This window comes from Rhizobium sp. BT04, assembly GCF_030053135.1.
Lineage (GTDB): Bacteria > Pseudomonadota > Alphaproteobacteria > Rhizobiales > Rhizobiaceae > Rhizobium > Rhizobium binxianense.
This window is the reverse complement of the sequence record NZ_CP125652.1, coordinates 3,194,455-3,213,112: the sequence shown is the minus strand read 5'-3', so window position 1 is coordinate 3,213,112 and position 18,658 is coordinate 3,194,455. Positions and strand designations below refer to the sequence as shown.

Annotated in this window: 16 protein-coding genes and 1 pseudogene; 15 read left to right on the top strand and 2 right to left on the bottom strand. The window is 62.9% G+C overall.

What is annotated here, in order from left to right; all coding sequences use genetic code 11:
• Positions 1-12: 12 nt before the first annotated feature.
• The 15 genes and pseudogenes from phnG to QMO82_RS23760 all read left to right on the top strand — a co-directional run bounded on the left by phnG (position 13) and on the right by QMO82_RS23760 (position 12,741).
• Positions 13-489 (top strand): phosphonate C-P lyase system protein PhnG, encoded by a 477-nt coding sequence (phnG, locus tag QMO82_RS23830; RefSeq protein ID WP_183610003.1) that lies wholly within the window; start codon positions 13-15, stop codon positions 487-489.
• Positions 489-1,097 (top strand): phosphonate C-P lyase system protein PhnH, encoded by a 609-nt coding sequence (gene phnH, locus QMO82_RS23825; protein ID WP_183610002.1) that lies wholly within the window; start codon positions 489-491, stop codon positions 1,095-1,097. Before phnG ends, phnH begins: the two co-directional genes overlap by 1 nt.
• A gap of 4 nt (positions 1,098-1,101) precedes the next feature.
• Positions 1,102-2,208, top strand: a complete 1,107-nt coding sequence (locus QMO82_RS23820; protein WP_183610001.1) for a carbon-phosphorus lyase complex subunit PhnI — start codon at positions 1,102-1,104, stop codon at positions 2,206-2,208.
• A complete protein-coding gene (locus tag QMO82_RS23815; protein ID WP_183610000.1) occupies positions 2,205-3,080 on the top strand; it encodes an alpha-D-ribose 1-methylphosphonate 5-phosphate C-P-lyase PhnJ in 876 nt (291 codons plus the stop codon). The genes QMO82_RS23820 and QMO82_RS23815 overlap by 4 nt, the downstream gene beginning before the upstream one ends.
• The gene (gene phnK, locus QMO82_RS23810; protein ID WP_183609999.1) at positions 3,077-3,853 is read left to right on the top strand and encodes a phosphonate C-P lyase system protein PhnK; all 777 of its coding nucleotides are present in this window, start codon (positions 3,077-3,079) and stop codon (positions 3,851-3,853) included. Before QMO82_RS23815 ends, phnK begins: the two co-directional genes overlap by 4 nt.
• Positions 3,854-3,879: 26 nt before the next feature.
• The gene (gene phnL / locus QMO82_RS23805; RefSeq protein WP_183609998.1) at positions 3,880-4,587 is read left to right on the top strand and encodes a phosphonate C-P lyase system protein PhnL; all 708 of its coding nucleotides are present in this window, start codon (positions 3,880-3,882) and stop codon (positions 4,585-4,587) included.
• Complete coding sequence (locus QMO82_RS23800; protein WP_183609997.1) at positions 4,584-5,201, top strand: DapH/DapD/GlmU-related protein; 618 nt, start codon at positions 4,584-4,586, stop codon at positions 5,199-5,201. The genes phnL and QMO82_RS23800 overlap by 4 nt, the downstream gene beginning before the upstream one ends.
• 117 nt (positions 5,202-5,318) lie before the next feature.
• On the top strand, positions 5,319-6,164 hold the full coding sequence (phnC, locus tag QMO82_RS23795; RefSeq protein WP_183609996.1) for a phosphonate ABC transporter ATP-binding protein: 846 nt from the start codon (positions 5,319-5,321) through the stop codon (positions 6,162-6,164).
• Between the two features lie 83 nt (positions 6,165-6,247).
• A complete protein-coding gene (gene phnD / locus QMO82_RS23790; protein WP_183609995.1) occupies positions 6,248-7,153 on the top strand; it encodes a phosphonate ABC transporter substrate-binding protein in 906 nt (301 codons plus the stop codon).
• Positions 7,154-7,327: 174 nt separating this feature from the next.
• A complete protein-coding gene (gene phnE, locus QMO82_RS23785; RefSeq protein WP_183609994.1) occupies positions 7,328-8,287 on the top strand; it encodes a phosphonate ABC transporter, permease protein PhnE in 960 nt (319 codons plus the stop codon).
• 7 nt (positions 8,288-8,294) lie between these two features.
• Positions 8,295-9,638 (top strand): phosphonate ABC transporter, permease protein PhnE, encoded by a 1,344-nt coding sequence (gene phnE / locus QMO82_RS23780; RefSeq protein WP_183609993.1) that lies wholly within the window; start codon positions 8,295-8,297, stop codon positions 9,636-9,638.
• Positions 9,639-9,776: 138 nt separating this feature from the next.
• A complete protein-coding gene (locus tag QMO82_RS23775; RefSeq protein WP_183609992.1) occupies positions 9,777-10,472 on the top strand; it encodes a DUF1045 domain-containing protein in 696 nt (231 codons plus the stop codon).
• A gap of 13 nt (positions 10,473-10,485) precedes the next feature.
• The gene (locus QMO82_RS23770; RefSeq protein WP_183609991.1) at positions 10,486-11,625 is read left to right on the top strand and encodes an alpha-D-ribose 1-methylphosphonate 5-triphosphate diphosphatase; all 1,140 of its coding nucleotides are present in this window, start codon (positions 10,486-10,488) and stop codon (positions 11,623-11,625) included.
• Positions 11,622-12,218: a phosphonate metabolism protein/1,5-bisphosphokinase (PRPP-forming) PhnN gene (phnN, locus tag QMO82_RS23765; RefSeq protein WP_183609990.1), complete on the top strand. Its 597-nt coding sequence runs from the start codon at positions 11,622-11,624 to the stop codon at positions 12,216-12,218. The genes QMO82_RS23770 and phnN overlap by 4 nt, the downstream gene beginning before the upstream one ends.
• Before the next feature lie 20 nt (positions 12,219-12,238).
• A pseudogene (locus QMO82_RS23760) lies at positions 12,239-12,741 on the top strand (GrpB family protein).
• A gap of 31 nt (positions 12,742-12,772) precedes the next feature.
• On the opposite strand, the gene QMO82_RS23755 reads toward QMO82_RS23760, so the two are convergent.
• Together QMO82_RS23755 and polA are read right to left on the bottom strand one after the other, a co-directional pair.
• Positions 12,773-15,112 (bottom strand): DNA translocase FtsK, encoded by a 2,340-nt coding sequence (locus QMO82_RS23755; RefSeq protein WP_183609989.1) that lies wholly within the window; start codon positions 15,110-15,112, stop codon positions 12,773-12,775.
• 171 nt (positions 15,113-15,283) lie between these two features.
• A complete protein-coding gene (gene polA / locus QMO82_RS23750; RefSeq protein ID WP_183609988.1) occupies positions 15,284-18,283 on the bottom strand; it encodes a DNA polymerase I in 3,000 nt (999 codons plus the stop codon).
• Positions 18,284-18,658: the final 375 nt, after the last annotated feature.

Sequence of the window (18,658 nt, the reverse complement as noted above, 5' to 3'; positions counted from 1 at the left end):
GAGGAAGCAGCGATGATCTCAGCGGACAGGAAAGACGCTGCGTCACAGACGGCATCCGGGCGCAAGCGCGCCGCCGATCTGCTGGCGCGCGCGGAACGCAGCGAACTCCAGGCGGTCTGGGACGCGTTGCCGCAAAAGCCTGCGGCGCATCCGGTGCGCGGGCCGGAGACCGGGCTGGTGATGGTGCGGGGGCGCATCGGCGGCGGCGGCGCGCCCTTCAATCTTGGCGAAGTGACGGTGACACGGGCGACGGTTCGGCTGGATTCCGGCTCGGTCGGCCATGCGCAGGCACTCGGCACCGACCGTGAGAAGGCCCGGCTTGCGGCGGTCTTCGACGCGCTCTGGCAGGAGGAGGCGACAAAAGATTTCGTCGAACAGGCACTGCTTTTGCCGATCGCTGGACGGATCGCCGATGCCGAACGCCGCAAGGCCGACGAGACGGCGGCGACCCGCGTCGATTTCTTCACCATGGTGCGGGGAGACAACTGATGGGCCTGAAGACAGAAGCGCTGACCGGCGGCTTTGCCGAGCCGGTTTTCCACGCCCAGAGCGTCTTCAAGATGCTGATGGACGGCATGGCGCGCCCCGGCACGATCCAGACCGTTCAGCCCGATGCCGCGCCGCCGGCGCCGCTCGGCATCGCCGCCGGCGCGATCGCGCTGACGCTTTGCGACCACGACACATCAGTCTGGCTTTCCCAGGGACTGGCGAAATCGGCCGTGCCGGAGTGGCTCGGCTTCCACACCGGTGCGCCGCTGACCACCGAAAAGGCCGAGGCGCGCTTTGCCTTCACCGAGGCCGGCACCGCCCTTTCCTCTTTCGGTCTGTTTGCGTCCGGCACGCAGGAATATCCCGACCGCTCGACGACCGTCGTCATCGAACTCGCCGATCTTGAGGGCGGCCGCAGGCTGGCGCTGATGGGTCCGGGCATCCAGAGCGTGACGGAGATCGCCCCCGTCGGTCTGCCGGAAACTTTCCTCAGGCTCTGGACCGAGAACCGCGCGCTCTTTCCGCGCGGCATCGACATCGTGCTGACGGCGGGCAAACATTTCCTCTGCCTGCCGCGCACCACCAAGATCACAGCAACGGAGATCTGAGCTCATGTATGTTGCCGTCAAAGGTGGCGAGGCCGCCATCGCCAATGCCCATCGGCTGCTCGCCGACCGCCGTCGCGGCGACCGTTCGCTGCCGGCGATCGGCATCGACCAGATCGTGGCGCAGTTGGCGCTCGCCGTCGACCGCGTGATGGCCGAGGCTTCGCTTTTCGACCGCACGCTCGCGGCGCTTGCCGTGCGCCAATCGCGCGGCGATATGATCGAAGCCATCTTCCTGCTGCGCGCCTACCGCACGACGCTGCCGCGCTTCGGCTATTCCAAGCCGCTCGACACGGCTGATATGACGATCGAACGCCGCATCTCGGCGACCTACAAAGATCTGCCGGGCGGACAGCTGCTCGGGCCTACCTTCGACTATACCCACCGCCTGCTCGATCCCTCGCTGCTTCAGGACGAGGCGGTCGAGACGCCGGCCCAGCGTCCGGCCGAGACCGGCCGCGTCATGCGCGTCTCCGAGATCCTCGGCGAGGAAGGCCTGATCGAAGCCGACGGCGACATGCCGGAGGATCACCAGATCGGCGATCTGACCCGCGAGCCGATGGAATTTCCGATGACCCGGGATCTGCGCCTGCAGGCGCTTGCCCGCGGCGACGAAGGTTTCCTGCTGGCGCTCGGTTATTCCACCCAGCGCGGCTATGGCCGCAACCACCCCTTCACCGGCGAAATCCGCATCGGTGACGTCGAGGTGGAATTCGACGTGCCGGAACTCGGTTTCACCGTCTCGCTCGGCACAATCCAGATCACCGAGTGCCAGATGGTCAACCAGTTCAAGGGTTCGGCCAAGGCACCGCCGCAATTTACCCGCGGCTACGGCCTGGTGTTCGGCCAGAGCGAGCGCAAGGCGATGGCGATGTCGCTCGTCGATCGGGCGCTACGCGCCGAAGAGCTCGGCGAGGATATCACCGCGCCGGCCCAGGACGAGGAATTCGTCATCTCGCATTCCGACAACGTCCAGGCGACAGGCTTCGTCGAGCACCTGAAGCTGCCGCATTATGTGGACTTCCAGGCCGAACTCGATCTCGTCCGCCGCATGCGCCGTGAATTCGAAGCCGCCCGCAACGGCGGCGAAGACATGAAGGAAGCCGCCGAATGAGCGATCTGGCCAGCTACAACTTCGCCTATCTCGACGAACAGACCAAGCGGATGATCCGCCGCGCCATCCTGAAGGCGATCGCCATTCCGGGCTACCAGGTGCCCTTCGCCTCGCGCGAAATGCCGATGCCCTATGGCTGGGGCACCGGCGGCGTGCAGGTGACGGCCTCGATCATCGGGCCTGACGACGTGCTGAAGGTCATCGATCAGGGTGCCGACGATACGACCAACGCCGTTTCGATCCGCGCTTTCTTCCAGAAGGTCGCCAATGTCGCGGTGACCACCCATACCAGCGAGGCGACGATCATCCAGACGCGCCACCGCATCCCCGAGGAAAAGCTCGGAGCCGGCCAGGTGCTCGTCTATCAGGTGCCAATCCCGGAACCGCTGCGCTTCCTCGAACCGCGCGAGACCGAGACCCGCAAGATGCATGCGCTCGAGGAATACGGCCTGATGCATGTGAAGCTCTACGAGGACATCGCCCATAACGGCCGCATCGCCACGACCTATGCCTATCCCGTCAAGGTGCATGGCCGCTACGTCATGGATCCCTCGCCGACACCGAAGTTCGACAATCCGAAGATGCACAGGTCGGAAGCGCTGCAGCTTTTCGGCGCCGGCCGCGAAAAGCGCATCTACGCGGTGCCGCCCTATACCGATGTCGTCAGCCTGGACTTTGAAGACCATCCCTTCGAAATCCAGCGCTTCGGCAAACCCTGCGCCCTTTGCGGCGCAGAGGAGGTCTACCTCGACGAGGTCATTCTCGACGACAAGGGCGGGCGCATGTTCGTCTGCTCCGATACCGACCATTGCGAAGACCGCCGCGCACAGGGGCATGCCGGCGAAATGCTGGCCCGGGAGGCTGCAGAATGACCGACACACCGCTTCTCAAAGTCCATGACGTTTCGAAATTCTACGGCAACCGCATTGGCTGCCGGAACATCTCCTTCGAGCTCTGGCCCGGTGAAGTGCTGGCCATCGTCGGCGAATCCGGTTCGGGCAAGACGACGCTGCTGAACTGCATCTCCACCCGGCTGATGCCGACGACCGGCAGCGTCGAATACCACATGCGCGACGGCAGCTACCGTGATCTCTACCGCATGAACGAGGCCGAACGGCGCTTCCTGATGCGCACCGACTGGGGTTTCGTGCACCAGAACCCGGCCGACGGCCTGCGCATGGCGGTCTCGGCCGGCGCCAATGTCGGTGAACGGCTGATGGCGATCGGCGACCGGCACTACGGCAAGATCCGCGCCTCGGCGATCGACTGGCTGGAACGCGTCGAGATCGACGCCGACCGCATCGACGACCAGCCGCGCGCCTTTTCCGGCGGCATGCGCCAGCGCCTGCAGATCGCCCGCAACCTCGTCACCGGCCCGCGCCTCGTCTTCATGGACGAACCCACAGGCGGCCTCGACGTCTCGGTGCAGGCGCGCCTGCTCGATCTCGTGCGCGGCCTCGTCAACGATCTCGGCCTCTCGGCCATCATCGTCACCCACGATCTCGCCGTCGCCCGCCTGCTCTCGCACCGGATGATGGTGATGAAGGACGGCTACATCATCGAGCACGGCCTCACCGACCGGGTGCTCGACGATCCCAGAGAACCTTACACGCAGTTGCTCGTCTCCTCGATCCTGCAGGTTTGAGGCCCGAAACAAGGAAGAAGACATTCATGCCAACGCCCCTCGTCGTTTCCGAAGTCTCGAAGAGCTTCACCATGCATCTGCGCGACGGCATCAAACTGCCCGTCGTCTCCGATGTCGCCTTTTCGGTCGCAGCAGGCGAATGCGTCGTGCTCGGCGGCCCCTCGGGCATCGGCAAGAGCTCGCTGCTGAAGATGATCTACGGCAATTATGCCGTCGACACCGGCCAGATCCTGATCCGCCACGACGGGCGTATCGTCGATCTGGCCTCTGCCGATCCGCGCACCGTGCTCAACGTGCGGCGCCATACGCTCGGCTATGTCAGCCAGTTCCTGCGCACCGTGCCGCGCGTGGCGGCGATCGACGTGGTCGCCGAACCGCTCGTGGCGCGCGGCGAAGAAGCCGCCACGGCACGAGAAAAAGCGGGCGCCCTGCTGGCCCGGCTCAATCTGCCGGAAGCGCTCTGGCAGCTTCCGCCCGCGACCTTCTCCGGCGGCGAGCAGCAACGTGTCAACATCGCCCGCGGCTTCATCACCGAACACACGATCCTGCTTCTCGACGAACCCACAGCCTCGCTCGATGCCAGGAACCGTGCCGTCGTCGTCGGCATGATCGCGGAAAAGAAAACGGCAGGGGTGGCCCTTCTCGGCATCTTCCACGACGAAGAGGTGCGCGAAGCCGTCGCCGACCGCATCCTCGACGTCCAGCAATTCTCACCCAGAAAGATCGCTGCATGAGCCGCAAGCTTGGTATCGAGCCCTATTTTCATGAGACGGCCTCCGTCAGCGACTCCACCTTCGGACGCTATACGGAGGTCTCGGAACGCTGCCGCATCAGCGAGGCCGCCTTCGGCGATTATTCCTACATCATGCAGGACGGCTCCGTCTGGTGTGCGACGATCGGCAAATTCGTCAATATCGCCGCCGCCGTGCGCATCAATGCCACAAACCATCCGACCTGGCGCGCGACGCTGCATCATTTCACCTATCGCGCCGCCGACTACTGGCCGGACGGCGACATGGAGACGGACTTCTTCGCCTGGCGGCGCGCAAACCGCGTGACGATCGGCAACGACGTCTGGATCGGCCATGGGGCGACCATCTTGCCCGGCGTCAGCGTCGGCAACGGCGCGGTGATCGGGGCCGGCGCCGTCGTGTCCAAGGACGTTGCATCCTACACGATCGTCGGCGGCGTGCCGGGCAAACTCATCCGCGAGCGCTTTCCGAAAGAGATCGGCGAGCGGATGGACAGGCTTGCCTGGTGGGACTGGGAGCACGAGCGGTTGCGTCAGGCGCTGCAGGATTTCCGCAACCTGAGCGCGGAAGATTTCCTGTCCCGCTATAGTGGCTAAACCCTCGATATAGGGGCGGAGAATTGTGACAAGACTTACACAAATATGACATGCGAGGTTCATCAAGCGGGACTAATGCGATGCTGATCAAGGCCTGGATCGCAAGGGAAGAGCATGATGTTCGAGCTGAAGAATGTCACACGTCGGTTCGGAAAAAAGCTCGCCGTCGATGCCGTCACGCTCGACATTCCCCAGGGCCAGATGGTCGGCATCATCGGCCGCTCCGGCGCCGGCAAGTCGACGCTGCTGCGCATGATCAACCGCTTGCAGGAGCCGAGCTCCGGCTCCATTCACTTCGCCGGCGTCGAGGTCTCTGGGCTTCGCGGCCGGGCGCTGCGCAACTGGCAGCGCGACTGCGCGATGATCTTCCAGCAGTTCAACCTGGTGCCGCGCCTAGATGTTCTCACAAATGTCATGCTCGGCCGCCTCAATCACCGCTCGACGCTGATGAGCCTGCTCAACATCTTCACCCGCGAGGAGCGCGTGCATGCCATCGCGGCGCTGGAACGCCTCGGCATCGAGCAGACGGCGCTGCAGCCGGCCGGCACGCTGTCCGGTGGCCAGCAGCAGCGCGTAGCAATCGCCCGCGCGCTGATGCAGAACCCGAAGATGGTGCTCGCCGACGAACCGATCGCCTCACTCGACCCGTTGAACGCCAAGATCGTCATGGATGCGCTGCGCGATATCAACGAGCGCGAGGGCATCACCGTCATCACCAACCTCCACACGCTCGATACCGCCCGCAATTATTGTGAGCGCATCGTCGGCATGGCCGGCGGCCGCGTCGTCTTCGACGGCAAGCCCACGGAATTGACGGCCGAAGCGGTGAAGGAAATCTACGGGACGGATAAGGACGGCGCCGGCATCGACGAAACGGTGACCTCGACATCGATCAATATCGCCCCCGAGCGGGCAGACAATCAATCCGCCGGCACCCAACCGCTGGCGCTGGCCGGTCTTTAGAGACGGCCGCGATCGAGCGCCCGCGTCAAGGGCACACTTCTTCGTAACGGGAAGGCCGGGGACACCGGTCAATAGGAGAGAACATGTTGAAGAAAGCACTCTTTGCGGCAACGGCGCTCTTCGCGCTCGCCGGCGCCGGCCATGCTGCAGATCTCAAGGAATTCCGCATCGGCATCCTCGGCGGCGAAAATGAAACCGACCGCCTGCGCAATTACGCCTGCCTTGCCGACCACCTGAAGCAGGAGTTCGGCTTCGAGAAGGTTTCGCTCTTCCCGGCCGCCGATTATGACGGCGTCATCCAGGGCCTGCTCGGCGGCACGCTCGACTTCGCCGAACTCGGCGCTTCCGGCTACGCAGCCGTCTACATCAAGGATCCGAAGGCTGTCACGCCGATCCTGACGACGCAGCAGAAGGACGGCTCGACGGGCTACTACTCGATCGGCCTCGCGCTGAAATCATCCGGCATCAAGTCCATCAAGGACGCCAAGGGCAAGAAGCTCGGCTACGCCGATCCAGACTCCACCTCCGGCTATCTCGTTCCGCTGACGCAGATCCCGAAGGACACGGGCATGCCGAACGACAAGTTCTTCGCTTCGACGCAGTTCAACGGCGGTCACGAGAACAACCTGCTTGCCGCTTATGACGGCAAGGTCGACGTCGCCGTCGACGACAGCTCGGGCCTCGGCGATTTCAAGGATGGCTACACCTCCGGCACCTTCCGCAAGGAAGTGGACAAGGGCGCCGTCGACCCGAACAAGCTCGTTGAAGTTTGGCGCTCGCCGCTGATCCCGAACGGCCCGCTCGTCGTTCGCAACGCTCTCGGCCAGGACTGGCAGAAGAAGCTTGCAGCCTTCTTCACGGCTCTGCCGGAGAAGGATCACAAGTGCTTCGCGGCTGTCGAAGGCGGCGACTACAAGGGCTATTCGCCCGTCAAGCACGACTTCTACAACGCCGTCGTTGAAGTTCGCAAAGCTGCTATCGGCGGCTGATCGGCTTTCCGGAATGCGGGGCGGTCGGAAACGGCCGCCCTTTTCTTAGTGACTACAGCGCCGCGCGTCTCGTAAGACGCGCAAAGGACGCTGTAGCACTTTGAATTGCTGCATAATTCTATCCTCAAATCGATCTCGATTTGAGGATAGAATTATGAAGTAGGCGAGGCGTTGATGACTATTGCCGATACACAGCCGCACATGCAGAGCACGCAGGAGATCGCTACGGCCTGGGACCGGATGGTCGCCAAGCGCCGCTTCTACACGGTTCTCGGCCTGGTTATCCTCATTGCGGCTTTCGTCAGTTCCGTCCGCTTCGCCGACGAGAGCAATGCCGGCCATTTCTTCGAGCGCCTGCCGCATCTCTTCGATTTCCTGAGCTGGCTCATCCCCAAGGATTGGAACGACGTCTGGCGCGCGCTGTTCGACATAGCGAGCGTGAACGACAGAGGCGGCGAGGAATTCAATTTCGACAGGGGCCGCGTCTATGTCTGGGGCGCCTTCTACATTCCCGAATATTTCGAGCTGATGATCGTCACGATCAACGTGGCGCTGATCTCGACGATCGTCGCCTTCGTCTTAGCCGTTCCCTTGAGCTTCTTTGCCGCCCGCAACCTGACGAATTCATGGCCGCTGCGCATCTTCACCAAGCGGCTGATGGAATTCCTGCGCGCCTTCCCCGAGATCGTCATTGCCGGCCTGTTTTCGGCGATCCTTTCGATCGGGCCGGTCGCCGCCATCATTGCCATCACCCTGCACACGATCGGGGCGCTCGGTAAACTCTTCTATGAAGTGGCCGAGAATATCGACATGAAGCCCGATGAGGGCATGAAAGCCGTCGGCGCCAACTGGTGGGAACGCGTGCGCTTCGGCGCCCTGCCGCAGGTGCTGCCGAATTTCACCTCCTACGCGCTGCTGCGCCTCGAGATCAACGTGCGCGCCTCGACCATCATCGGCGCTGTGGGCGGCGGCGGTATCGGCGAGGAACTGAAACTTTCGATCTCGCGCGGCTTCGGCGCCAAGACGATGGCGCTCGTTCTGCTGCTGTTCGTGACGATCGTCGCCGTCGACCAATTCTCTGCATGGCTGCGCCGCCGGCTCGTCGGCGATCATGCCTTCCTCCTGCAACATTGAGGCCGCCATGTCGGTGATCGACGCCAACCGCATGCATGAGATCGAAATGCGCTATCCGGAATATTTCCACCGGTCGTTCCGCCAGCGTTTCGGCGGGCTGATGGTCGTCATCGCCACACTGCTCTACGGCTTCTACGCCGTCTGGTTCTTCGATCTGCCCAAGCTCTTTGCCGAAGCCCATTGGGAGCGTGTCGGCATCTATCTCAGCCAATGGGTGAGTTACGACGTTCAGCCGGAACTCCGCATTGGGGATGACGGTTCGATCGACATCCGCTATCCGCGTTTCTCGCCGCTCGGCGACAATCCGCACCCGGCCTGGCTGGTCCACAATCCCGACGGCAGCATCACCGTTTCGATCAGCGGCACCAGCCGCACCGTCACCGTCTCGAAGAGCGAGACGATCGTCACCGCGCACGGCGTCAGCGTCCCCGTCGACGTTTCGAGCGGCACGCCGAAAGTCGTCGGGCCGGTGCCCGGCTGGATGACGGTTTATGACGACAACGTGCTCGCCGATCTCGGCTTTGCCGGCAATGTCAGCATTTCCGTCGACAGGGTGAAAATCCGCAAGCGTTTTATCGGCTGGGCGAATTTCATCTTCGATACGCAATCGTCCTTCTTCGACAAGCCGGTCGGCGAGGTTATCAGCCTCATCGTCTCCGGCCCGCGCATCAAGCCCGACCAATCCAACCTGTCGCTCGCCTTCGACGACATCTGGAACAACAGCGAATGGCAGCACGGCGACGTCTGGACCAAGCTTTTCCAGACGATCGTCATGGCGTTCCTCGGAACTTTGCTCGGCTCGCTCGCCGCCTTCCCGCTCGCCTTCATGGCAGCGCGCAACATCACGCCGAACCGCTTCCTGAACCAGGTGCTGAAGCGCTTCTTCGATTTCCTGCGCTCGGTCGACATGCTGATCTGGGCGCTGTTCCTGACGCGCGCCTTCGGTCCCGGCCCGCTTGCCGGCAGCGGCGCGATCTTCCTCACCGAAACGGGCACACTCGGCAAGCTCTATGCCGAAGGGCTCGAAAACATCGACAACAAGCCGCGGGAGGGCGTCAAATCGACCGGCGCTGAGACCGTGCTCGTCCATCGTTACGGCATTATGCCGCAGATTGTTCCCGTCATCGTCAGCCAGACGCTCTACCAATGGGAATCCAACGTGCGCGGCGCGACCATCATCGGCGCCGTCGGCGCGGGCGGCATCGGCCTCAAACTCTGGGAGGCCATGCGCACCAATGCCAACTGGGAAAACGTCGCTTACATGGTCATTCTGATCCTCATCGTCGTCTTCCTTTTCGACGCCGCCTCGAACGCGCTGCGTCATCGGCTGATGGGCACGAAAGCGCACTGATCCGCCGGACAAAAGGCGATGGCGGCGTCGTCATCATCATTCTGTCACGGAAATCTTTTAGCCGGAACCTGCTTGCGGTTCGCCGCCAAATCACTGCACATTGCGCTCCCCGTTTCGACGATCCCCAGGATAAAAGCCTTGCGCTACGCTCTCTATTTCTCGCCGCCGAAGGATGATCCCCTCGTCGGCGCGGCCTCGCTCTGGCTCGGCCGCGATGCCTTCAGCGGTGAGACCTACGCCGCACCGGACCATGAGCGGCTCGGCCAGGCGGAGCAGTTCGAGCTGACCGCCGATCCGCGCCGCTACGGCTTTCATGCGACGATCAAGGCGCCATTTTCGCTCGCGGCCTCCGTCACCGAGAAGGATCTCCTGACGGTTGCCGAGGAGTTTGCCGCGCGCACCCCCGCCTTCGAGATTCCCGAGCTGGTGCTCGGCCAGCTCGGCCGTTTTTTTGCCCTCGTTCCCTCTTCTCTTCATCAACCTCTTCAGGATTTCGCCGCGAAGGTGGTAAAGTCCTTCGAGCCGTTCCGCGCAGCGCTTTCTCCGGCCGATGTCGCGCGGCGCAACCCGGAGAAGCTCAGCGACAGCCAGCGCGCCAATCTGCAGCGCTGGGGTTATCCTTACGTCATGGAGGATTTCGGCTTCCACATGACGCTGAGCGGGCAAGTGCCCGAGACACGCGCCGAGGTGATGAAAGCGATTCTGACCGAGCGTTTTGCCGATTTCACCGGCCGGCCGCTTTCGATTTCCGGCCTTGCCGTCTTCGTCGAGGAGACGCGCGGCGCCCCGTTCAAAGTTCATTCCTGGCTGCCGCTTGCCGGCGCCAAAAGCTGAAAGACCTGACGACATGAGCAAAGAGACCGTGTTTTCCAACGCCCGCATCGTTCTCGAGGATAACATCCTCGCAGGCTCGATTCTCATCCGCGACGGCAAGATCGCCGATATTTCCGAGGGGAGTTCGGTAGCCGGCGAAGATTTCGAAGGCGACTACGTCATTCCCGGCCTCGTCGAGCTGCATACCGACCATCTCGAAGGCCATTACCAGCCGCGTCCCGGCATTCGCTGGAATAAGACCGCCGCAGTCCAGGCGCACGACGCCCAGATCGTCACATCGGGCATTACCACGGTGTTCGACTGCCTGCGCATGGGTGCGGACGAGGACGGCGGCTTCGAACACGGCGAAATGCGCGAGATGGCCGATGCCATCCAGTCGGCGGAGAAGGAAGGCCGGCTGCGCGCCGAGCACCTGCTGCACCTGCGCTGCGAGGTCTCGGCCGACAATGTGCTTGAACATTTCGGCGATTTCGAAAACGACCGGCATGTGCGGCTGGTCTCACTGATGGATCACGCGCCCGGCCAGCGGCAGTTCCAGACCATGGATCAATATATCTTCTACTACCAGAAGAAGCGCGGCCTGAGCGACGAGGTCTTTGCCCGTTTCGTCGCCAAGCGCCAGGCGGAATCGGCGCGCAATTCGACGCCGCACCGCAACGCCATCGCCAAGGTCTGCGCCGAGCGCGGCATCACCGTGGCAAGCCATGACGACGCGACGCTTTCCCATGTCGACGAGGCGATCGACAACGGCGTGCGGCTTGCCGAATTCCCGACCAGCTTCGATGCCGCCCGGGCGTCGCACGAGCACGGCATGAGCGTGCTGATGGGCGCGCCGAACATCGTGCGCGGCAAATCCCATTCCGGCAACATCGCCGCCCGGGACCTTGCCGAAATGGGCGTGCTCGACGTGCTTTCCTCCGATTACGTGCCGCTGAGCCTGCTGCACGCCCCGTTCATCCTCGCCGATGAAGTCGAGAGCATTACGCTGCCGAAGGCGATCGCCATGGTGACGTCGACGCCTGCCCGCACCGTCAGCCTCGATGATCGCGGCCGGATCGCCACCGGGCTGCGTGCCGATCTCGTCCGCGTTCACCGCTCGCATGGCGTGCCGGTGACACGCTCCGTCTGGCGCCAGGGACGCCGTGTCGCATGACGCCGCACGAACCCCATGCCGGAGCCGGAGCCGAACGCGGCATCATGGTCGTCGTCGTCGGGCCGAGCGGCGCCGGCAAGGATACGCTGATGAACCTCGCGGCAAAGCGTTTTGCCGGGCGCGACACCGTGCACTTCGTCCGCCGCGTGATCACCCGTCACCGTGACGCCGGCGGCGAAGACCATCTTTCCGTCTCCCTCGAAGGGTTTGCCGCCATGGAGCAGTCAGGCTCCTTCGCCGTCTGGTGGGAAGCGCACGGTTTGAAATACGGCATTCCGGCCGAGGTCTCGGTGGCGCTGTCGCGCGGCCATGTCGTCGTCGCCAACGGCTCGCGTTCGGCGCTGCACCGCTTCCAGGCCGCTTTCCCCCGCCTGAAAGTCATCAACGTCACCGCCCGTCCCGAAGTGCTCGCCGGCCGGCTGGAGGCACGCGGCCGCGAAACGCATGAGGATATCATGGCCCGGCTCGCCCGCGGGCCGCTGACGGTGCGCGGCGAATACGACGTGACGGATCTCGACAATAGCGGTTCGCTCGAAGAGGCCGAGCAGAAGATGGTCAAGATCCTCGACGGGTTGCTGGTCGAGACGCACTGACCGAGATCATGGGGAAGGGCATGCGCGCCGTCAAAGTGGTTGACTACGACCCGTCCTGGCCGGTGCTCTTTGCCGAAATCCGCGCCGAGATCTCCACCCTGCTCGGCGACCTCCTGCTGTCCATCGATCATATCGGCAGCACATCGGTGCCCGGCCTGGCGGCCAAGCCAAAGGTCGACCTCGACGTCGTCACGATCTCCGACGAGGTTCTGCCGACGGCGATCGATGCGGTGCGCGCTACGGATTTCGTCTTCCACGGCGATATTGGCGAGAAAGCTGGGCCTTCACCCGGGATCACGACGGTTGTGGATTCAGGCTCTATCTTTGCGGCCCTGGTAACCGCGCGCACCGTGAGCGCATCCTGTTTCGCGACTATCTCCGGGATCACCCGGAAAGAGCCCAGGCCTATGCCGACCTGAAACGCCGTCTGGCTGTGGAGGCGGGTGGCGATTGGGACTTTTACACCGGCGGAAAGACCGAGTTCGTCAGCGAGACGCTGCGATTGGCGGTTTTAAGAACATGAATCGGAGTGCGCAGCCGCACTCCGCGCGCGATTAATCGCCATCGCCCCGTCCCGAGACAATCTCGCGCTTGCCGACGTGGTTGGCTGGGCCGACGAGGCCTTCCTTCTCCATGCGTTCGACCAACGAGGCGGCCCGATTATAACCGATGCCGAGGCGGCGCTGGATGTAGGAGGTGGAGCATTTCTTGTCGCGCATGACGACCTTGACCGCCTGCTCGTAGAGCTCGTTACCATCCTCGGAAGCCATGGCACTCTTGTCGAAGACGGCGCCGGCTTCTTCCTCTTCCGTCTCTTCCTCTTCATCGGCGGTGACGGTGTCGAGATATTCGGGGCGGCCCTGGGTTTTCAGATGGGCAACGACCTTTTCAACCTCGAGATCCGAAACGAAGGGACCGTGGACGCGGGAAATCCGCCCGCCGCCCTGCATGTGCAGCATGTCGCCTTGGCCGAGCAGCTGCTCGGCGCCCTGTTCACCGAGGATCGTGCGGCTATCGATCTTCGAGGTCACCTGGAAGGAGATGCGGGTCGGGAAGTTCGCTTTGATCGTGCCGGTGATGACATCGACCGACGGGCGCTGTGTCGCCATGATCAGATGAATGCCGGCGGCGCGGGCCATCTGCGCCAGACGCTGGATCGCGCCTTCGATCTCCTTGCCGGCGACCATCATCAGGTCGGCCATCTCGTCGACGATGACGACGATATAGGGCATCGGCGTCAGGTCCAGCGCCTGGTTTTCCTCGATCGGGACGCCGGTGCTCCTATCGAAGCCGACCTGGACCATGACATGGATGGTCTCGCCCTTGTCGCGGGCCTGCGCCACGCGGTCATTGTAACCGTCGATATTGCGCACGCCGAGGCGCGACATCTTGCGGTAACGCTCCTCCATCTCGCGCACGGCCCATTTCAGCGCCATCACCGCCTTCTTCGGATCGGTGACGACCGGCGTCAAGAGATGCGGGATGCCGTCATAGACGGAGAGTTCGAGCATCTTCGGGTCGACCATGATCAGCCGGCACTGTTCCGGCGTCATGCGGTAGAGCAGCGACAGGATCATCGTGTTGATGGCGACCGACTTGCCCGAGCCGGTGGTGCCGGCGACGAGTAGATGCGGCATCTTGGCGAGCTCGGCAATCACAGGCTCGCCGCCGATGGTCTTGCCGAGGCCGAGCGCCAGCTTGTAGCCGCTCTTCTCGAAATCCTGGCTTTCGATCATCTCGCGGAAATAAACGGTTTCACGGGTGACATTCGGCAATTCGATGCCGATGACGTTGCGGCCGGGGACGACGGCGACACGGGCCGAGAGCGCCGACATGGAGCGGGCGATATCATCGGCAAGGCCGATGACACGCGACGACTTCACGCCTGGCGCCGGCTCGAATTCATAGAGGGTGACGACAGGGCCGGGGCGGACATGGATGATCTCGCCCTTAATGCCGAAATCTTCAAGCACGCTTTCCAGAAGCCCGGCATTCTGCTCCAGCGTCTCCTGCGACATGATCTCGCCGAGGCGTTCCGGCGGCTCCTGCAACAGGGCGCGCGGCGGGAATTCATAGCCTGAGGCGTCAACCCTTTCGGGCCGCGCAGCCAGGCGCGGCGATGGCAGAACCGCAGCGACAGGCGGCGTGCGCTGCGGCGGCGGCGAGACCTGGGGAGCCCACGCAATCTGGGGGGCTGGCGCGATCGGAGGCGCCTGTATCGCCTGAGATGCCGGCACGACCGGTGCCTCGACAGCAATGCGCCTCGGTTTTTCCAGGGAAGGGGCGACCGGAGGACGTATGGCGACCTTGGCGGAGACCGCTGGCGGCGGAGCCGGGCGGGAGACGACGGGAGCGGGAGCCGGCCGGCCGGGGCGCCATTCCATGATGCGGAACAGCGACGTGATCGATTCGGGTGATGTCTCAGCCTTCGGGAACGAGATCAGGGGCGGCGCTCGAACCGGCTCGGCCTCTTCGAAGGCCATGACTTCCCAGAAGGCGAAATCCGAAATGGAGGAAAGCTCGGCGGTGGCACGGAAGGCCGGCGCGACCGCCTCGTCAGCCAAGGGCGGCGGCTGCAGTTCGACCACGGGTGCTGGGGAAATTTCATCCGGCTCCGGCAGATAGATATCGAACGGCACGTCGACGGCGACCGGCTCTATCCGTATCGCCTGCTGTCCAATCTGCGAATCATCGCGAACCGGCTCATTCGGCCCGCGGCGCTTGCTGATCAGCGTTTCCGGCGTGCGAGTGAAACGGACATTCGGCGCGAGAGAAAAATTGCTCTGCCAGATCGGCGCCGCCGGCTTTTCTCCTGGATTTACCTCCGGAAGCTCCGCTTCAATCCCGCTGGAAAAGTCACCGGCGTCCGTCAAATTGGTTCTGGGAAAACGCATGCGTCCGCTACTCACTCATGCCTAACAAATTACGACCCTACCGGGATAGAAAAGGAAGGTTAATAAGTTCCTTCCCGCCGTATCGTTCCGATACGGGTCTCGGAGGTAATTTGCTGCGATTTCAACGATTTGCGTGAGGCAGAAAAATCTTTGCCCTTTTAAGGAACGCCGTTAGTGCGCCTCGTCCCAATTGCTGGCAGCGCGCGCATCGACCCTGAGCGGCACGCGCATTTCGAGCGCCGGCATGGTGGCATTTTCCATGACCGAGACGATGATCGGCATCGCCTTTTCGACATCCTCGTCCTCGACTTCGAAGATGAGCTCGTCATGCACCTGCAGCAGCATGCGGACACGCTCTGCAAGGCCGGCTTCAACAAGGGCCGGCTCCATCCTGATCATCGCCCGGCGAATGACGTCGGCAGCCGAGCCCTGGATCGGCGCGTTGATCGCCGCACGCTCGTTGAAGGCGCGCACGGACGGATTGGACGAGCGGATTTCGGGATAGTTGATTCGCCGGCCGAAGATCGTCTCGACATAGCCCTTGTCGCGCGCCATGGCCTTGCGGCTTTCCATATAGTCGCGGATCCCGGGGAAGCGCTCGAAATATTTCTTGATATAATCGCCGGCTTCCGAACGCTCGATCGACAGCTGATTGGCGAGGCCGAAGGCCGAGATGCCGTAGATGATGCCGAAATTGATCGCCTTGGCGCGGCGGCGCACTTCGCCCGGCATGCCTTCGACCGGCACGCCGAACATTTCCGACGCCGTCATGGCGTGGATGTCTACGCCATCTTCGAAAGCCTTGGTCAGTTGCGGGATCTCCGCCACATGGGCAAGCACGCGCAGTTCGATCTGGCTGTAGTCGGCAGAGATCAGCTTGTGGCCAGGCGTCGAGATGAAGGCGGTGCGGATCTTGCGGCCTTCTGCGGTGCGCACCGGAATGTTCTGGAGGTTCGGCTCGGAGGAGGACAGGCGCCCCGTCGTCGTCGATGCCAGCGAGTAGGACGTATGGACCCGCTTCGTCTCGGGGTGAACGTAACCCGGAAGCGCGTCGGTATAGGTGGATTTCAGCTTGGTGACCTGGCGCCAGTCGACGATCTTGCGCGGCAGTTCGAAACCGGCGGCGGCCAGATCCTCGAGCACCTGCGCCGAGGTGGACCATTGGCCTGTCTTCGTCTTGCTGCCGCCGGCAAGGCCCATCTTGCCGAACAGGATATCGCCCAACTGCTTCGGCGAGCCGATGTTGAACCGCTCGCCGGCGAGCTGGTAGATCTCGTCTTCCAGCCTCGCGGCACCCTGGGCCAATTCGCCGGACAGGCGCGACAGTATCTGCCGGTCGACGGTGATCCCGCGCGCTTCCATACGCGCCAGCACCGGCAACAGCGGCCGCTCCAGCCGCTCATAGACGCTGGTCAATCCTGCCGCCGCCAGCCGAGGCTTCAGCACCAGCCAAAGTCGCAGCGTCACGTCGGCGTCTTCGGCGGCATAATGGGTGGCGCGGTCGATATCGACGAGATCGAAGGTGACGTTCGCCTTGCCGCTGCCCGCCACGTCCTTGTAGGGGATCGGGGTATGGCCGAGGAATTTTTCCGAGAGCGGGTCCATGCCATGCGCGCCGGTACCGGCGTCAAGCACGTAGGAAATCAGCATCGTGTCGTCGAAACTCTTCGTTTCGATGCCGTAGCGCTTCATCAGCAGGTAGTCGTATTTCAGGTTCTGGGCGACCTTCAGAACCGATTCGTCCTCCAGCAATGCCTTCAGCCGCGGCAGAGCATCGCGCATCGGGATCTGGTTTTCGACAAGGCCGCCGCCGAGCAGATCGCCGACGCCGTTCTTATGGGTAAGCGGAATATAGGCGGCGCGGATCCTTGTGCCTGTGGGATCGGCCACATTGTCGGCGATCGCCATCGAGAAGCCGACAAGCTCGGCCTGCATCGCATCCAGCGACGTGGTCTCGGTATCGAAAGCGACGAGGCCGGTATCGCGCGCATCGGCGATCCAGCGGTCGAGTGTGGCCAGATCGCGGATCGTGACATAGGCCGAATGATCGAAAGGCAGCGCCGCAAAGGCTTCGGCACGCGCCTTGGCAAGATCGGCGGGCGAAAAGGCGCCTTCGACGGCGGCTTTCGCCTTCGCACGCGGCGGTACCGGCACCGATTCGCCCGAGACGTCGGGGATGCCGCCGGCAACGGGCGCAGGCTCCGCCGCATTGAGATCGGGGCCATGGGCCGCCTTACCCCATTCGATGCGGACGATCGCCGGTTCGATGGCATTGGCATCGCAATCGCAGACCTCGGCGACGCGACGCGTCAGCGTGGTGAATTCCATCGTCTTGAGGAAGCCGATCAGCTTCGGGCCGTTCTGCGGCTCCAGCACCAGCGCGTCGAGGTCGAGATCGAGCGGCACATCGGTGCGCAGCCGCACTAGGTCGCGCGAGAGCCTGGCCATATCGATATTGGCGAGAATCGTCTCGCGGCGCTTGACCTGCTTGATCTCGGTGGCACGTTCGAGCAGCGTGTCGAGATCGCCATATTCCTCAAGCAGCTGGGCGGCGGTTTTCGGACCGATGCCGGGAATGCCGGGAACATTGTCGACGGAATCGCCGGTCATCGCCTGCAGGTCGATCATCTTTTCCGGCGGCACACCCCATTTCTCGACGACATCGGGGATGCCGATCTGCTTGTCCTTCATGCTGTCATACATATGGACATTGGGGCTGACGAGCTGCATCAGATCCTTGTCGGAGGAGACAATGGTGACATCGGCGCCTGCTGCCTCGGCCTGGCGGGCATAGGTGGCGATGATGTCATCGGCCTCGAAGCCTTCGGTCTCGATGCAGGGCAGATTGAAGGCGCGGGTGGCCTCTCTTATAAGGCCGAATTGCGGGATGAGTTCTTCCGGCGGGGCGGAGCGGTTCGCCTTATAGGCGTCGTAGAGATCCTTGCGAAACGTCTTGGCGGAATAATCGAAGATGACGGCGAGATGTGTCGGCGTGACACCGACATCGGTATTGCGCGCATCTCTCAACAACTTCCACAGCATGTTGCAGAAACCTGACACGGCGCCGATCGGCAGGCCGTCCGTCTTGCGGGTCAGCGGTGGCAGTGCATGAAACGCCCGGAAGATGAATCCGGAACCATCGACTAGGAAGAGGTGATCGCCTTTTTTCATGCGTGCATGGATAGCGCGGGCATGGGACGAGGTCCATATAAAGTTCTCGCGCCCAGAGATTATGGCAATCGCCCGTTCGGGATCGCTGCTCACCAAACTGTTACCGATTTGTAACGTGGCGTGACCCTTGAAAAACCACATTTGCGGACCCAAATCGATGTCACCGGCGCTTGATCGCGCCGCGGGTCTGATTACCGGCTTGTCCCCCGCCGCGTCAGGCTTGGACAAAGGCCTTATCCCCCTCTCCGGGCCTTTGTCCCCACTTTAAAGTCGCCATGGCCAACCTCCAGGCCATGGCGACTTTTGTTTTTTCCAGCCACTCGAATTTATCGTCGCGGCTTACATATTTTGGAGCATCGCATGCGATTTGCTGCA

What these genes read in the sequence shown, in the direction of transcription:
- phnG (WP_183610003.1), top strand. Translation starts at nt 13, where the DNA reads ATGATCTCAGCGGACAGGAAAGACGCTGCGTCACAGACGGCATCCGGG.
- phnH (WP_183610002.1), top strand. Translation starts at nt 489, where the DNA reads ATGGGCCTGAAGACAGAAGCGCTGACCGGCGGCTTTGCCGAGCCGGTT.
- QMO82_RS23820 (WP_183610001.1), top strand. Translation starts at nt 1,102, where the DNA reads ATGTATGTTGCCGTCAAAGGTGGCGAGGCCGCCATCGCCAATGCCCAT.
- QMO82_RS23815 (WP_183610000.1), top strand. Translation starts at nt 2,205, where the DNA reads ATGAGCGATCTGGCCAGCTACAACTTCGCCTATCTCGACGAACAGACC.
- phnK (WP_183609999.1), top strand. Translation starts at nt 3,077, where the DNA reads ATGACCGACACACCGCTTCTCAAAGTCCATGACGTTTCGAAATTCTAC.
- phnL (WP_183609998.1), top strand. Translation starts at nt 3,880, where the DNA reads ATGCCAACGCCCCTCGTCGTTTCCGAAGTCTCGAAGAGCTTCACCATG.
- QMO82_RS23800 (WP_183609997.1), top strand. Translation starts at nt 4,584, where the DNA reads ATGAGCCGCAAGCTTGGTATCGAGCCCTATTTTCATGAGACGGCCTCC.
- phnC (WP_183609996.1), top strand. Translation starts at nt 5,319, where the DNA reads ATGTTCGAGCTGAAGAATGTCACACGTCGGTTCGGAAAAAAGCTCGCC.
- phnD (WP_183609995.1), top strand. Translation starts at nt 6,248, where the DNA reads ATGTTGAAGAAAGCACTCTTTGCGGCAACGGCGCTCTTCGCGCTCGCC.
- phnE (WP_183609994.1), top strand. Translation starts at nt 7,328, where the DNA reads ATGACTATTGCCGATACACAGCCGCACATGCAGAGCACGCAGGAGATC.
- phnE (WP_183609993.1), top strand. Translation starts at nt 8,295, where the DNA reads ATGTCGGTGATCGACGCCAACCGCATGCATGAGATCGAAATGCGCTAT.
- QMO82_RS23770 (WP_183609991.1), top strand. Translation starts at nt 10,486, where the DNA reads ATGAGCAAAGAGACCGTGTTTTCCAACGCCCGCATCGTTCTCGAGGAT.
- phnN (WP_183609990.1), top strand. Translation starts at nt 11,622, where the DNA reads ATGACGCCGCACGAACCCCATGCCGGAGCCGGAGCCGAACGCGGCATC.
- QMO82_RS23755 (WP_183609989.1), bottom strand. Translation starts at nt 15,112, where the DNA reads ATGCGTTTTCCCAGAACCAATTTGACGGACGCCGGTGACTTTTCCAGC.
- polA (WP_183609988.1), bottom strand. Translation starts at nt 18,283, where the DNA reads ATGAAAAAAGGCGATCACCTCTTCCTAGTCGATGGTTCCGGATTCATC.